Source organism: Acinetobacter sp. ANC_7588 (assembly GCF_056783995.1).
Genome location: NZ_JBWYIU010000001.1, coordinates 81,182 through 96,620, shown reverse-complemented (window position 1 = coordinate 96,620; position 15,439 = coordinate 81,182). Strand labels below are relative to the sequence as shown.

Below are 15,439 nucleotides of genomic sequence, written 5' to 3'. Positions count from 1 at the left end.
GGTTTTGCAAAGTCATTCTATATAAATATGTTAATTGAATGTCAGAGTCGTTAAACTACTCGCAATTTTAGAAATATTAATTTAAGGCAGTCCTTAAGTTAATCCAGTATTAGAGATTTTATTTAACATGAAAGAATCGTTACGTTTACGATTAGACCAACTTTGTGATCGTCATGAAGAATTAGAAGCGCTATTGGCTGATGTTGAAGTCATTTCCGACAATAAGCGTTTCCGTAATTTGTCACGTGAACACAATGATTTGACTGAAATCACCACTGTTTGGAAAAAATATACCCAAGCGGAAGAAGATATTGTAACGGCTGAAGCAATGTTGTCAGATCCTGACTTTAAGGAAATGGCACAAGAAGAAATTAAAGAAAATAAAGCATTAATTGAATCTTTAGAGGCAGAATTGAATATTCTGATGATTCCGAAAGATCCAAATGATGCGAACTCTGCATATCTGGAAGTACGTGCAGGGACAGGTGGCGATGAAGCTGCGATTTTCTCTGGTGATTTATTCCGTATGTACAGTAAATATGCTGAATCACAGGGTTGGCGTGTCGAAATCCTTTCTGAAAATGAAGGTGAACATGGCGGTTACAAAGAAATTATTTGTTTAATTAATGGTGAAGGTGTTTACGGACGCTTAAAATTTGAAAGCGGTGCTCATCGAGTTCAGCGCGTTCCTGCAACTGAATCACAGGGGCGAGTTCATACTTCAGCTTGTACCGTTGCAATTCTTCCTGAAATTGATGTTGATACGACTGTAGATATTAACCCTTCAGACTTGCGTATTGATACTTATCGTGCATCTGGGGCGGGTGGTCAGCACGTCAATAAAACGGATTCTGCTGTACGAATCACGCATATTCCGACAGGTACTGTTGTTGAATGTCAGGAAGAGCGTTCACAACATAAGAACAAAGCAAAGGCAATGGCATTATTGGCATCTCGTCTTGAGAATGCTAAACGTGCAGCAGCTGATGCTGCGACATCTGAAATGCGCCGTGATTTGGTGGGTTCAGGTGATCGTTCAGAACGTATTCGTACCTATAATTATCCTCAGGGTCGTATGACTGATCATCGTATTAACTTAACTTTATATAAGTTGGATGCAGTGATGGAGGGAGATTTGACTGAGCTTTTAGATAGCTTACATCGTGAATATCAAGCGGATCAATTGGCAATGCTTGCACAGCAGAATGGTGGTTAATGAACATTCAACAAGCGCTTGCACTGCGTGGTGAGCCTGAAAGTTATGAGCGTCAAGAAAATGCTTGGTTGCTCGAACATATCACTAAAATCGATTCATTCGATTTGGTGATGAAGAAGGATAAAGAGCTCACTGCAGAACAAGAGCAGGCGTATCGAGAGGCGATTGCTCGGATTGAAGCAGGTGAGCCTTTAGCTTATGTCACAGGTTCGCAACCTTTTTGGACATTGGACTTAAAAGTGACGTCCGATACTTTGGTGCCTAGACCGGACACCGAAGTTTTGGTGGAGACAGTTTTAAAGTTAGAGTTGCCTGAGGATGCGCGCGTTGTAGATTTAGGAACTGGGACAGGCGCCATTGCATTGTCACTCGCTTCAGAACGTCCTAATTGGTCTTTAACAGCAACTGATATTTATGAGCCTACATTGGAAGTCGCTAAATTTAATGCTGAGCAACATGACTTAGATCAGGTTCAATTTGTACTAGGCAGTTGGTTAAAACCGTTTGGGCGTCAATTTTTTGATGTCATTGTATCTAATCCGCCTTATATTGATCCAGCAGATGAACATATGCACAATTTGGCGACCGAGCCTCAACGTGCATTAATCTCTGATAAAAAAGGTTTAGCTGATCTTGAGCAAATTATTTTGCAAGCCAAGAAGCATCTGACTGTTGAAGGTTGGGTGGTACTTGAACATGGATATAATCAAGCAGACGCTGTTCAGCATCTATTCCGTCAAGCAGGGTATAAGAAAGTGAGAACCGTTAAAGATTATGGTGGTAACGATCGCGTGACTTTAGCACAATGGCCTCATTAGAAATAAAAAAGCGACTTTAGGTCGCTTTTTTATTGATTCATCTTTTGATGACATCACGCCATAACAATAATTTTGATTCAAATACTTTCATTATGGTATCCGTGATTTTTCCCAATATTGCCAATAAAATAATAGCAATGATCACAATATCTGGACGCGATGTTTCACGTCCATCACTTAATAAATATCCAATACCTTGCGTTGCTGCAATGAGTTCAGCGGCAATCATGAACATCCAAGCTAAACTCAAACTATTGCGCAAGCCTGTAAGGATAGATGGAGAAGCTGCGGGTAAAACGATTTGGTAGATTTGTTGCCAGCGATTCAGTCTATACACTTGAGCCAACTCAATCAATTTTCGGTCGACACCATGAATACCAGCCACAGTATTGGTATAGGTTGGAAAAAAAGCACCAATCGCAATAAGGGTGATTTTTGAGGATTCATCAATACCAAGCCATAACAAAAGGAGAGGAATCCACGCAAGACTAGGAATTGACTTAATTGCAGAAAAGGTCGGTTCAATAAACTCTTCTGCATGGTGATTGAGTCCTACCAAAACTGCAAAAAATAGTGCTAAGCCACTACCAATAGCAAACCCTAAAAACACTCGCCATGTACTTGCCCAAATATGTTGACCTAAATCATTCTTAGCAAGTTCTTGCAGGGAAACTAATAAGCTACTTGGTGCAGGTAGCAGATAAGGTTCAACTACACCACCTCGAACCAAAATTTCACACAGCAATACCAGTAATACAGGGAGGAAAATACCTTTCAACCATTTATTCCCTTTTGTCGACAGTTGTGAATGGACATCGATATTCCGATGTTCAATCGCTTTTTCACTGATCGCCATTATTTTGTCACCACTTTTTGAGCGAATGAGGCATTAAATAACTGTTGAACAACTTGATTTACATTTGTTCCTTTACGAACTAAGTCTTCTTCAGTCAAGATTTTGCCGGATTTTTGTAGTGCATTAATGTGTTGGGCTGTAGGAATGTTTTGATTAAAGTCAGTACGCTGAAGCTGAAGTTTTGCAACCTCTAAAGGTAGTTTAGCTTCAGTGGCGAGTAACTGCGCCAGTTTATCTGGATTGGCTTTTGCCCATTTACGTGCTTGCTCATACGCTTTAATTACGGCTTCAATTGCTTCTGGGCTAGATTGAGTAAATGGCTCTTTGACGCTTAACACGCTATAACTATTAAAGCCTACATTACGATAAAGCAGTTTTGCACCCGACTGAACTTGAGCTGATGCCATCAAAGGGTCTAAGCCAGCCCAAGCATCCACTTGCTTACGCTCTAACGCCGTTTTGCCATCTGGATGTTGCAAATGAACAAGCTGTACATCTTTTTTATTCAATCCAACGGTATCTAAAGCTTGTAGCGTGAATAAAAATGGGTCAGTTCCTTTTGTTGCGGCAATTTTTTTACCTTTTAGATCTTTTAAGGATTTAATCGGGGAGTCTTTTGGCACGACTAAAGCTGTCCATTCAGGTTGGCTTTGGATATAAACTGTTTTAACAGAGCTACCATTGGCACGACTTAATACAGCGGCAAGACCAGCTGTTGAAGCAAAATTAACACTGCCGCTATTGAGATATTCTAAGGAGCGATTACTGCCTTGACTAAATACCCATTTGATTTTGGTATTGGGTAAAGCCTTTTCTAATAGCTTTTGATTTTTAACCACTAAGCTCGTAGGAGCATAATAGGCATAATCCAGTTTAATTTCCTTAGGAAGTGCGGCATTGGCTCCACTATGAACAACAATAATTGCTAAACCCAACAGCCCTAATTTCAATGGAGATATTGATTTTTTCACTAAAGTACCTGATTTAATTCGCTAAATTTTCGATATAAATAGCCTTTCAGGTGATTTGTGAGAAAAAAGAAAATGAGATATTAAAAGAATAAATTTTGATAAAGTTAAAATTTTGAGTTAACACATTGAAATCAAATCAATATTTTATAAATATTGTGGTTTTGTGAAAATATAGTGATTTATCAGAACTTTATATAAATTAATGCAATGAGATGAAGGTCACATAATTTAATATAGCAAGGCTAAGAGTGAAAATGAGACCAAACCATATCAGTTTGATCTCAATACTTACATTATACGAAATACTCAGTTGAAATATCGCTCACTTCAAGAAGGTCTAATGAGTCTGACTCCAAAGCCAAGCATAGCGCTACTACCTTTAAAGTGTCCGAAATTTTTGAAGCATCTTTTAACGCAATACCAGATTTCAGTTCATTAAGACGCTCAGTTGAAATATCTAATGCAAGTGCAGTTTCACTTGCATCTTGAGTGTCTAGGAATTGATTGATTGCATTTTTTAAATCTATTTCGGATGCATTCAGAATGCTCATTTGAAGCTGCTCTGAAATTTGATCTGAATCTTGATTAAGTGCATGGGTGAAAGTTTGAGCAAAATTTTGCTCTAAGACATCGATCATTTTAAACATGATTGAACCTTTAGGAGATATGGCAAAATGCCGAAATGAATAAGATTAAAATAGTCTAAATATTAGCCGAATTCAAAAGAATGTCGATGACTGCATGGTTTTTAAATCATGTCATTAAGGCAAAAAAAATTGTCATGGGTGATTTATTTTTATATAAAATAAATATTAAATTATATCTATTTTGAATTATTTAGACCAATTGGTCACTGAATAAATTGAATCCGTATTGGAGGAAGATTACCCTAAAGCCAACCTAAAACTAAAAATGGATAATGGGATTTATGAATATTCAAGGAAAAGTGATTGTTGTTACAGGTGGCGCTTCTGGGTTAGGTGCGGCGACAGCAGCTTATCTTCAACAGCAGGGTGCTCGAGTCGTAATTGTTGATATGAATGCATCTTTGGGCGAGCAAACTGGTCAAGAAATTGGTGCAGAATTTATTCAACTAGATGTAACTGATGAAAAAGCAGTTGAATCATTCTTTGCACACATACAAGAAAAATATGGACAATTAAATGGTTTAATCAACTGTGCTGGTATTGCACCATCAGCTAAAGTGCTTGGTCGTGATGGCCTGCATGCCTTAGATATGTTCCAATCAGTACTGAATATCAACGTCAGTGGAACCTTTAATATGTTGCGATATGCTGCGCAATTAATGTCGCAGTATGCGCTTTCGGGGGAAGAGGAAGAACGCGGTGTCATTGTGAACACGGCTTCAGTTGCTGCTTTTGATGGTCAAATTGGTCAGGCTGCATATTCTGCATCTAAGGGCGCTGTTGTTGGTATGACTTTGCCATTGGCGCGTGAGTTAGCACGCGAAAAGATCCGTGTTATGACTATTGCACCTGGGATCATGGAAACTCCGATGCTTAAAGGTCTTCCGCAAAATGTGCAGGATGCATTGGGACAGATGGTTCCATTCCCACCACGTTTAGCTAAACCTGAAGAATTTGCGAAACTGGTTGGACATATCTTTGAAAATTCGTATTTAAATGGTGAAGTGATTCGATTGGATGGCGCAATTCGTATGGCGCCAAAATAATATATGAAAATCAGTTTAGTCTTCACTTAAATAGACGACTAAACTGATCTCAGATGTTTTAGGGTGAAATCGCCGGACGAGCTACATTTCGATACTTCTCAAGTAATGCATCAAGGCGGGCTACAGTTTCAATATCCGCCATACCATCATATTTCTCAGGATAAAAATGCATTTGAAATGCAGATACAACATTTTGAGTGACTTGATCATATTGACCTGTGACAGGAACGTTATAACCGTATAATGCCAATTTGCTTTGTAACGAAGCAATATCATTCTTCCAAGGATGATAGGTACGATAATAATTTACAGTGTCGTTATCGTACCAAGCACCAATGTTATAGTCTTCATATAAACGTTTCCAAGGAAATAGTGGACCTGGATCAAATTTACGACCTGGAGAAATATCACTGTGCCCCAAAATTCGGTCGGGTCTGATCTCGTATTTTTTAGTAATTTTTAAAATAATATCTGCAAGGACTTCGATTTGTTGTTTTGATGAAAATGGATACCATCGACGTTGCATCAAAGGGAGTTGTTCATCGTCTGCAGGGAAACCGAGATTTTCAATTTCAATGCCGATACTTGAGGCATTCAAACTACTGTTGGTCTGCCAAGAACTCGTGCCAGCATGCCAAGCTCTTTTATCATCAGGCACAAGACGGTACACAGTAAATTTACCATTGGTTGGTAATTCGGGTACAAAATAGTGACTACTGGCAGGGAAATTAGGATCTTTAAACAAAGCCAATGTTTCGTCTTTAGATACTGCTGTGTAGTGCAGAATCAAGAACATTTGCCGATTGTCTTGATTGGGTGAAGCATTCTCTTCGTCCAGATCATAAAGCGTGCTTTCTATATATTCTGGTTGGGTATCCGAACCTTGATTGACATATGTAATGTTGGTGATCTTTTCATCTTTACATGCCGTCAGGAATAAACTCGAAACTAATAATGTAGCGAGTGCAAAAATTTTTTTATTCATAAGTATGACTGTCATTTATTGGAGTTAGATGTTTTTAAAATTAATTGCTAGTGAAGCAATTATTGAGATTATGTTTATTAATAGTACAAAATAAAATAAGAAAAATTAAACAAACCTATTCGAATTGTAACAATAAGGTACAGATCTTCTAGGGTAAAAATTATCTTCAGAATTGTATGAATAGACTGCTTATTTATTCGGTATCATAGGCTTATACAAGCATGTAATCAGGGTGTTTAGGTGAGTGATAGCATTGAACTGAGTGATGTTGAGCTACAGTTGTACGCAAGACAAATATTACTAGAGGATTGGGATATTGATGCACAAGAAAGATTAAAGCTGTCCAATGTGCTTATTATTGGTTGTGGTGGAATAGGGTGTTTGACTGCAGAGTTATTGGCGAGAGCAGGCGTGGGTAAATTGACACTCATCGATGCTGATACTGTAGAAATTAGTAATTTACAGCGACAAATTGCCTTTGATCATCATGATGTGGGTTTTTACAAAGCTGAAGTGTTAGCCAAGAAAATTTCTCAAATTAATCCATATATTAAGATTGAATACATCACTTCAAAAATTGATTTTAATAATGCTGCCGCACTGATTACACAGCAAGATCTTGTGTTAGATGGTTGTGATAATTTTGAAACCCGTTATTTAGTCAATCAAATCTGTAAGGATGCGAATGTTCCACTCATCAGTGCATCTGCGATTGGTTTGCAGGGGCAGTTATTTATGGTGGATGGTGAATCAGCGTGTTATGAATGTCTTTTTCCAAAACAAGATCATGCAGATGAGAGTTTGAGGTGTGCAGATTCTGGAGTTTTAGCAACAACTCCTAACGTGATGGCAAGTATGCAAGCACATCATGCGCTATTATATCTGGGGTTAAATTTAACACCATTAAAACAGAAGATCCTTCTATGGAATGGAATGAACATGCAACAGCGAATTTTGAATTTTGACAAGGATAAAGAATGTCAAATCTGTCACAGCAGTCAATCCGCAAAGACAATTTAATTTGCTACACTCAACATATCGAAATTTAATATCGACATTATGAAAAATAATATTTGGTTAGATGGTTTACGCTCAGTGGCCCGTGTAGGTGAAACTGCGGTCATTGCTGCGCGAGCAGGGATTAAATACGCGACAGAAAAACCGAGTAATGCGAAATTAATGCGCGAAACTTTCGAGTCACTTGGTTCAACGTATATTAAGTTGGGACAGTTTATTGCCAGCACGCCTTCATTATTTCCACGTGAATATGTTGAGGAATTTCAAGGGTGTTTAGATCAGACACCTAAACTCCCATTTAGCTATATTGAAAGTGTTTTGAATGCTGAGTTTGACGGTCGCGATTTAGGTGAAATTTTCGCATCTATTGATGAAACGCCATTAGCTTCTGCTTCGATCGCACAAGTGCATGCTGCTAAATTGGTGAGCGGCGAAGATGTCGTGATCAAAGTCCAAAAACCTGGTGTTGAAACCATCCTTTATACGGATTTAAATGTCCTACATTGGGCGACCAAGATTCTAGAGAAGGCAGTTCCTAAAGTTAAATTTGCTTCACTTGCGGATATTGTTGAAGAAATCAAAACACGTATGGTTCGTGAAGTTGATTTTATTGAAGAAGCAAAAAATATTGATGATTTTGTTAATTATCTGCACATTACTCAAAATACCAAAGCGACTGCACCAAAGGTATATCATCAATATTCTACACGCCGTGTTTTGACAATGCAGCGTCTGTATGGCGTGCCGTTGACGGATTTCGATGTGGTTCGTCAAGTTTCCAAAGACCCATCACAGGTTTTGATTACTGCCATGAACACATGGTTTGGTAGTTTGATGATGTGTGAAAGTTTCCATGCAGATTTACATGCTGGCAACCTCATGCTTTTGGATGATGGTCGCATTGGATTCATTGATTTTGGGATTGTGGGACAATTAAAGCCTGAAGTATGGACTGCATGTATTGCTTTCATGGATGCATTGCAAAATACCAATTATCCATTGATGGCAGAAAATATGCTGAAAATGGGCATGACCAATATGCAAATTGATACAACAGTTTTGGCAAACGATTTAGAACGATTATTCAGTGGCGTACTCACCGCTGATCCTCAGCAAATTCTGTCATCTAATCCAGCCGACTTAAATGACATCATGATGGATATGGTGGCTGTAGGTGAGCGTCATGGCATCCGTTTTCCACGGGATTTCGCATTGCTGTTTAAACAAATGCTTTATTTTGATCGTTTTATGAGAATTCTTGCGCCGTACACTGATATTTATGCAGATCAGCGCTTACAAATGGTACAAACAATCGATCCTAATCTTTTGTTGAAACATTAAATCTTAAACAAGTGTTAAAATATCATAGCAAATCCTCAATAGAAGAGGATTTGCTTTTATCGCCTCCCGTCAAGCGTGCTATCACTGTTTGATAGTTTACGAAAAGGTCATGATTGAAGATGGATTCCATATTAATTGAAGGATTGAAAGTTGAAACAGTCATCGGATGTTTTGACTGGGAACGGCAAATCATTCAACCATTATTGCTTGATCTTCATATTGCGACTGATTTAGAGCAGGCATCAAATTCAGATCTTCTCGCTGATACTTTAAATTATGCTGAAATTTGTGAAATCGCGACTCAGACGATTCAAAAAGCTCAACCTGAATTAATTGAATTTGCTGCAAAAATTGTCCTCAAAGCTTTGTTTGAACAATATCCAGCAATTGAGTCTATCCAAATTACTGTGCGTAAGCCTGCTATTATTCCACAAGCTAATTCAGTAGGAATTCGTCTTGAAAGACACCGTAATGATTTACGCGCTAGCATTGGCGAGTAATAGCCAACCGCATAATCATCTGGTGAATGCATTAAAACAAATTGCGTCATTAGGTTGTATTACGCGTTCTCCCATCTATGTCATACCTTGTCGAGATGGTGTTGGACAAGATTATTGGAATGCTGCATGTTTATTAGAATCAAAGCAGCAAGTCAATGAAATTACCAATCTTTTAAAAGCGCTGGAAAAAGCTTCTGGTCGAGTCCGTCCGTCACATGATATCTCTTTGGATGTAGATCTCATTGCATGGGGAAATACGCTCCAAAATATGCAATTTAATCCAAAAAAAATGCCACTAGCCTTAGATGTTAAAATTCCAATGTTTGATATTTGGGAAAATCCATTATTTGAGCATGAAGCTCATCATTTTCCTCAAGTGTCACTAGATGGTTCATTTTCTAAAATAGGATGAGTTTCGCCGAATAGTCCATCGGTAGTATTGATCAAATATGTCTTTGATACGCAAATAGGCTCTGATGTAACAATAATCGGCTTCTTTTGAATGGACTAATTTTTATAATACGGCACTTCAAAATAAATAAGCTCCATATCAAGAAGATGTATAAAATTATTGTGTTAAGCGCAATTTTGGCGTTCCTTTCAGGTTGTGCAACGCTCTCCCCTCAAGAGTGTCGAACTGCTCAATGGTCGGAAATAGGTGAAAAAGATGGAAGCAGTGGTTATTCGAATCGCATTGTTAAACATCAAAAAGCCTGTTCAAAAGTGAATATTGAACCTGATCACAAGTTATATGAAAAAGGTTACCAACTTGGGCTTCGTTCATATTGTCAACCCGAAGTTATTTTCGATGGAGCTTTGGATGGAAGAGGTGGGTATAGGGTTTGTCCATCAGAGTTACATGCCCAATTAGCACCCTTTTATAATGTGGCCGATCAGTACTATCGTTCTAAGAAAGACAAAGATGCTAAAGATAAAGAAATTGAAACTTATCGAGACTACTTACTGGATGACAAAATCACCAAAGAAAAGCGGGAAGAGTATCTTAAGAAAATAAAGTCCTTAAAGCAGGATAAATTGTGGTTAGATTTGAATTTCAATCATGCTGAGCGTGAATTAAATAAGTTTAGACGATTCCATCATCTATAAAAAATGCGGCCCATGAGCCGCGTTTTTTAAATATAATAACTTGTTTTGGTCATGAGTTTGGATATACCCGTCATTGCGATTTTGACCGCAGCTGGTAATTCCACACCACCTGCATTTAGTGCAGTATCTCGATGCTGAAGTTCATCCTGATTCATCTGTGTCAAAATTTGACGTGAGCGGGCATCATGTGGTGGGAGTTGATCGAGATGGTGTTGCAGATGCAGACTTACTTGACGTTCAGTTTCTGCAACGAAGCCTAAACTGTATTTGTCACCAGCAATACCTGCAATCGCACCCATACCAAAAGAAAGACCATACCATACAGGATTAAGTAGACTTGTATGACTATCTAACTCTTTTAAACGATCTTCACACCATGCTAAATGATCTTGTTCTTCAATCGCGGCATGCTCCATTTCACGACGAACATTAGGCAACTTAGCTGTCAATGCTTGACCGTGATAAAGCGCTTGAGCACAGACTTCACCACTGTGATTAACACGCATGAGTCCAGCAACATGCCTTGCTTCGCTCACTGCGAGATGAGTCTCTGCTTGACTTGCTGGATTTTCACGTTGTGAGGTGGTGGTGCCTGGCACCAAACTACGCAGTGCTTGATCAAATGAATGGATAAATTTATCTAGACCTGTGTAGTGACGCATAACCTTAATCCTCTAAATCAATTTGAGCATTTTTTAACATTGGTTTTAAGCGTGTTAATAACCAAATCGTGTACAGAGCACTCAATATCGCTGTAATACTGAATAGAATCTTAATATCAATACTTAAGATACTTAAAATAATAATGGAGAATATAGCAGAAGACACCATGAATACTGCATTCATAATGTTATTAGCAGCCACTACGCGAGCACGATGTGAACACGGTGAATAGGCTTGCATCATGGCATACAGCGGAACAATATAAAAACCACCACTGATCCCCAATAAAGTAACTGCAATCATCACATGATAATAAATCATACCAGAATTAAACATGTCTGATATGCCAATAAAATCGCCAGTCCTTTCAGGAACAAAGGCTAAACTTGCTGCTAAATAGAAGGCGAAAACGGTTAAGCCTACTGCACCAATAGGCACCATTTTAATATTGACCTCTGAGCCACCAATTTTTCGGCATAACAATGAACCTACACCAATACCTACAGAAAAAAAGGTAAGGAGGAGGCTAACCACATTTTCATTGGCATGCAGATTTTGCTGAGTCATTTGAGGAATTTGGGTTAAATAAGTAGCGCCATAAAACCAATACCAAGAATTACCCAATAAAATGGTAAAGATGAGGGGTAAGCTTTTTGCATAACGTATGGTTTGGAAACTGGTTCGAAAGAAATTCCAATCGACATTGATATGATTTTCACGGACTTTTTGTTTGAGAATGAAGCGACTACAAATATAACCAAGTATCGCGATGGTCACGACCGTCAGGCTGATCCAAACTAAGTTGCCTTCAGAGTTTGAAATCACTACACCACCCAAGATCATCCCCATCAATATTGCAATGGAAGTACCTGACTGGAATAAAGCATTACCTGACATCAATTCATTCGGTTTTAATATTTCAGGGAGAATGGCGTATTTAATCGGTCCGAAGAAGGTACTGTGTGTACCCATGAGGAACAATGCAAATAACAATAGCCATAAATTGCCGAGTAAAAATCCAGCAGTACCAATCAGCATAATCAAGATTTCAAGCAATTTGATATTACGAATCAAGAAAGAGCGTTCGTATTTGTCTGCAATTTGTCCTGCAGTCGCTGAAAAAATGAAGTAAGGTAGAATAAAGAGAAGTGCTGCTAGATTATTCAGTGTGCTTACGCTTGCGGTCTGTTGTTGAATCCAACCATAGGTAATGACGAGCAATAAGGATTGTTTAAAGACATTATCGTTTAAGGCCCCAAAAAATTGAGTCAAAAACATAGGTAAAAAACGGCGCGAACTCAGTAGATGCTCTTGTTTTTGCATGACAATTCAGCTTTTTTAAAAATTATTAAGAAATGTGATGATTTAGTAACAATATCGGAAAATCATGTATCATATTTTCATCCTAAAAATTTCGAAAATACTAGAAATTTGATTCAGTTAGCTTGAGTGAAAAATCCGTATTTTCTATTTAAAATATAAAGTATTCAGAGCGCAGTATGCCATCGAAAACACAATTTAAAAAATCATTACTTTCCCAATGTGTACAGCACACATGGATATCAAATGATATCAATAAATGGTTATATGCAAGTGTTTTTTTAGGTGCGCTTTCTTCACCTGTGTTATTTGCAGCTGACACAGTGGTATCAAGTCAGGAGCTTGAGCCTGCGACATCCGTACAAGCCATCGAAAATAATAAACAAAAAATTGAAAACGTTGCGCAGCAACAGGGATTGTCAAAAGAGAAAATTGAAAGTATTGATCAAAAAATAGATCAGTTGAGTGGGCAAGATGATTTTAATAGTTATGAAATGCTTCAGCAGCAAGAGCAATTGAGTCCACAAGAGCAATTCAAGCCGATAGAATTTGATGATTTGGAGTTGCTGCCTGAGGAGAGTGTGGACCCTCGACTTGCCAATGAAATTTTATCAGTCGCTGAAGAAGCCAAGCAGGAAGCGCAAAATTTCAGATCGGGATTGACGACTCCAGCCATTCAAGTACAAGATCTACCTGCGATTGACATTTCAGAGGCTGAGTTAACAAAAGCGCCAGTCAACATTGATCAGTTGATGCAAAATATTCAGTCTGATCGTCAGATTGAGGTGTCTGAAAATGTGGAAGGACGTTCATTATCCGTTCAAACCCAAGAACCTGAAAATAAAGAACCAGAAAAAGTAAATGTGTTTAAACGCATTTTCTACAAAATACGTCCTCCACGTCTTAATCAGCCCGCTGCTGTGCCACGTATTACCGCAGATGTTACGGGCGCACCAAAACCACTCGCGGACAATATCAAAGCAAAGTTATCATCATTCACTGTTGAGTCATTTTCAGATTTCAATGCTGCCGTCCCGCAACTCCGTAATATGACTGTCCAAGCTGCACAAGCCGTAGGTTATTACGATGCTGAATTTAAGTTTGAAAAAGTCAGTGATAACCGAGTAAGTGTCAATGTCACACCTCATAATCCAGTAGTGGTGCGAGAACAAAATATTGAATTTACTGGGCCTGGGCAGAATCTTGCTCAATTGCAAGTGATTCGAGTGCTTCCTGATTTGGAGGTGGGTGATATTTTCGATCATGGTAAATATGAAGCGACAAAAGCTCGAATCATTGAAGCGGCGAATAACAATGGTTTCTTTGATTATTATTGGCGAATGCACGATGTCATGTTGGCCCGCCCTCAAAATCAAGCAGATATAAATTTGAAGATGGAAACAGGTGAACGTTATAAGCTGGATGATGTGCAGTTTAGAATGAGTGATCCATCAAAAAAATTACCGATTCGTGAAGATATTTTAAGAACCTTAGCTCCTTGGCAAGAAGGTGCAGACTTTACCGCATGGCGTGTAAATGTATTAGCCAACAACTTAACCAATTCACGTTATTTTAACTATAGCCTTGTTGACGCTGTTAAACCTGATCCAATTATTAAGCCGCTTGAACTCGCACCTGATTTGCAGGCTTTAGTGGATGAGCAAAAAATTGATAGAAGTTTATTAACAGGTCAAGAAAAGGCTGAACAACAGGCAAGTTCATCAGAAGAAGTCACGCAGAATGTGGCAGATGAAACTCAATTTGCGGGTGGAAATGAACGTCGTACTTTGCAAGAGCGTAATGATGCTGATAATCAAGCGCAAGCCAAGCAGGAAGAAACTGAGCGTTTACAAGCCTTAGCACGTGAAGAGAAAAAAATCCCTGTCATCGTGACATTGAATGCGGATAAATTAAATAGTGTTGAAGCGGGTATTGGTTATGGTACTGATACAGGTGTACGCTTACGAAGTCAGTACCGCCGTTCTATTGTGAATGATCGTGGTCATTCGTTTGATGCAAACTTAGAGTTGTCACAAGTCAGACAATCAATTGATGGTCGTTATAATATTCCATATAAACACCCATTAAATGATTATGTCAGTCTAGTTGGTGGTTACGAGCGTGAAGATCGTGATGAAATTGGGAATGGATTAAATCTCATCGTGGAATCCGCTGTTGCCGGAGCTGACAGAATTATTAAAGGAGCGCGTCGTGATTGGCAGCATATTTTTGGTGTGCGTTATCGTCTAGATCGTATGACGATTGAAGGTGATATTCCTGAGACACTTGACCCAGATACCAATTGGGATGAAATCCCAGAGTTTGTCGTTGCAACGGGTAATGATGAGCAGCAATCTTTATTACTTGGTTATGAAGCCACTAAAGTCACCAGTGATAATCGATTGAATCCGACTAAAGGATTTAAACAAAACTACAAAATCCAATTGGGGAGTGAGAGCCTGCTATCCGATGCTGATATGGCGATTGTAAATGCGAACTGGAAATTTTTATATTCATTAGGCAGTAACAATGATCATCAATTCATTGGTGGGGCAAACCTCGGTTATATCATCACAGAAGATTTTCAAAAAGTGCCCTATAACTTGAGATTCTTTGAAGGGGGTGACCAAAGTCTACGAGGCTTTGACTATAAGAGTTTGTCCCCTGTGGAATTTGGATATAAAGTCGGAGGTCAAGCGCGTGCGATTGGGACTTTAGAGTACAATTACCAATTTAAAGAAGGCTGGCGCGCCGCGTTATTTAGTGATTTTGGTAATGCTTATGATGAAAAATTTACCAATGATACTGAATATAGCATAGGAGCAGGAATCCGCTGGAACTCTCCAATTGGTCCAATTCGTCTAGATGTGGCATCGGGGATATCTGATCCTGGTAAACCTATTCGTCTACATTTCTTTATCGGGCCGCAACTTTAATATTTAAGATAATAAA

The 15,439-nt window shown here is 38.6% G+C and carries 14 protein-coding genes and 1 pseudogene; 9 read left to right on the top strand and 6 right to left on the bottom strand.

From position 1 onward, the window contains the following. Positions 1-127 precede the first annotated feature (127 nt). Together prfA and prmC are read left to right on the top strand one after the other, a co-directional pair. Positions 128-1,216 (top strand): peptide chain release factor 1, encoded by a 1,089-nt coding sequence (gene prfA / locus AC1M9J_RS00465; RefSeq protein ID WP_035267080.1) that lies wholly within the window; start codon positions 128-130, stop codon positions 1,214-1,216. Beyond that, on the top strand, positions 1,216-2,034 hold the full coding sequence (prmC, locus tag AC1M9J_RS00460) for a peptide chain release factor N(5)-glutamine methyltransferase (protein ID WP_481595469.1): 819 nt from the start codon (positions 1,216-1,218) through the stop codon (positions 2,032-2,034). The genes prfA and prmC overlap by 1 nt, the downstream gene beginning before the upstream one ends. A 37-nt stretch (positions 2,035-2,071) precedes the next feature. Here the strand turns inward: prmC and AC1M9J_RS00455 are convergent. The 3 genes and pseudogenes from AC1M9J_RS00455 to AC1M9J_RS00445 form a co-directional block, all read right to left on the bottom strand. After that, a pseudogene (locus tag AC1M9J_RS00455) lies at positions 2,072-2,773 on the bottom strand (ABC transporter permease); the annotation flags it as partial. 116 nt (positions 2,774-2,889) lie between these two features. Continuing rightward, on the bottom strand, positions 2,890-3,840 hold the full coding sequence (locus AC1M9J_RS00450; RefSeq protein WP_481951778.1) for an aliphatic sulfonate ABC transporter substrate-binding protein: 951 nt from the start codon (positions 3,838-3,840) through the stop codon (positions 2,890-2,892). Positions 3,841-4,154: 314 nt separating this feature from the next. Further along, complete coding sequence (locus AC1M9J_RS00445) at positions 4,155-4,508, bottom strand: hypothetical protein (RefSeq protein ID WP_481951678.1); 354 nt, start codon at positions 4,506-4,508, stop codon at positions 4,155-4,157. A gap of 281 nt (positions 4,509-4,789) precedes the next feature. On the opposite strand from AC1M9J_RS00445, the gene AC1M9J_RS00440 reads away from it, so the two are divergent. Continuing rightward, entirely contained in the window at positions 4,790-5,554 is a 765-nt protein-coding gene (locus AC1M9J_RS00440) for a 3-hydroxyacyl-CoA dehydrogenase (RefSeq protein WP_481951677.1), read from the top strand. Between the two features lie 58 nt (positions 5,555-5,612). Here AC1M9J_RS00440 and AC1M9J_RS00435 read toward each other — a convergent pair whose 3' ends face one another. Further along, positions 5,613-6,539 (bottom strand): N-acetylmuramoyl-L-alanine amidase, encoded by a 927-nt coding sequence (locus AC1M9J_RS00435; protein WP_481608391.1) that lies wholly within the window; start codon positions 6,537-6,539, stop codon positions 5,613-5,615. A 240-nt stretch (positions 6,540-6,779) separates the two neighbouring features. Here AC1M9J_RS00435 and AC1M9J_RS00430 point away from each other — a divergent pair, with 240 nt between their 5' ends. From AC1M9J_RS00430 to AC1M9J_RS00410, 5 genes are all read left to right on the top strand, one after another. Continuing rightward, positions 6,780-7,559, top strand: coding sequence for a HesA/MoeB/ThiF family protein (locus AC1M9J_RS00430; protein ID WP_481951676.1), 780 nt, complete (start codon positions 6,780-6,782; stop codon positions 7,557-7,559). Between the two features lie 39 nt (positions 7,560-7,598). Continuing rightward, the gene (locus tag AC1M9J_RS00425) at positions 7,599-8,897 is read left to right on the top strand and encodes an ABC1 kinase family protein (RefSeq protein WP_481591181.1); all 1,299 of its coding nucleotides are present in this window, start codon (positions 7,599-7,601) and stop codon (positions 8,895-8,897) included. A gap of 119 nt (positions 8,898-9,016) precedes the next feature. After that, positions 9,017-9,397: a dihydroneopterin aldolase gene (gene folB / locus AC1M9J_RS00420; protein ID WP_481591180.1), complete on the top strand. Its 381-nt coding sequence runs from the start codon at positions 9,017-9,019 to the stop codon at positions 9,395-9,397. Next, positions 9,354-9,809, top strand: a complete 456-nt coding sequence (locus tag AC1M9J_RS00415) for a 2-amino-4-hydroxy-6-hydroxymethyldihydropteridine diphosphokinase (RefSeq protein WP_373683270.1) — start codon at positions 9,354-9,356, stop codon at positions 9,807-9,809. Before folB ends, AC1M9J_RS00415 begins: the two co-directional genes overlap by 44 nt. A gap of 146 nt (positions 9,810-9,955) precedes the next feature. Beyond that, complete coding sequence (locus AC1M9J_RS00410) at positions 9,956-10,504, top strand: DUF2799 domain-containing protein (protein ID WP_481951675.1); 549 nt, start codon at positions 9,956-9,958, stop codon at positions 10,502-10,504. A gap of 26 nt (positions 10,505-10,530) precedes the next feature. On the opposite strand, the gene coq7 is transcribed toward AC1M9J_RS00410, so the two are convergent. Further along, positions 10,531-11,166 (bottom strand): 2-polyprenyl-3-methyl-6-methoxy-1,4-benzoquinone monooxygenase, encoded by a 636-nt coding sequence (gene coq7 / locus AC1M9J_RS00405; protein ID WP_481591178.1) that lies wholly within the window; start codon positions 11,164-11,166, stop codon positions 10,531-10,533. Positions 11,167-11,170: 4 nt separating this feature from the next. Then, complete coding sequence (locus tag AC1M9J_RS00400) at positions 11,171-12,490, bottom strand: MFS transporter (RefSeq protein WP_481595464.1); 1,320 nt, start codon at positions 12,488-12,490, stop codon at positions 11,171-11,173. Positions 12,491-12,666: 176 nt separating this feature from the next. Between AC1M9J_RS00400 and AC1M9J_RS00395 the strand changes: the two genes are divergently transcribed. After that, positions 12,667-15,423 (top strand): autotransporter assembly complex protein TamA, encoded by a 2,757-nt coding sequence (locus tag AC1M9J_RS00395; protein WP_481595463.1) that lies wholly within the window; start codon positions 12,667-12,669, stop codon positions 15,421-15,423. Positions 15,424-15,439 lie beyond the last annotated feature (16 nt).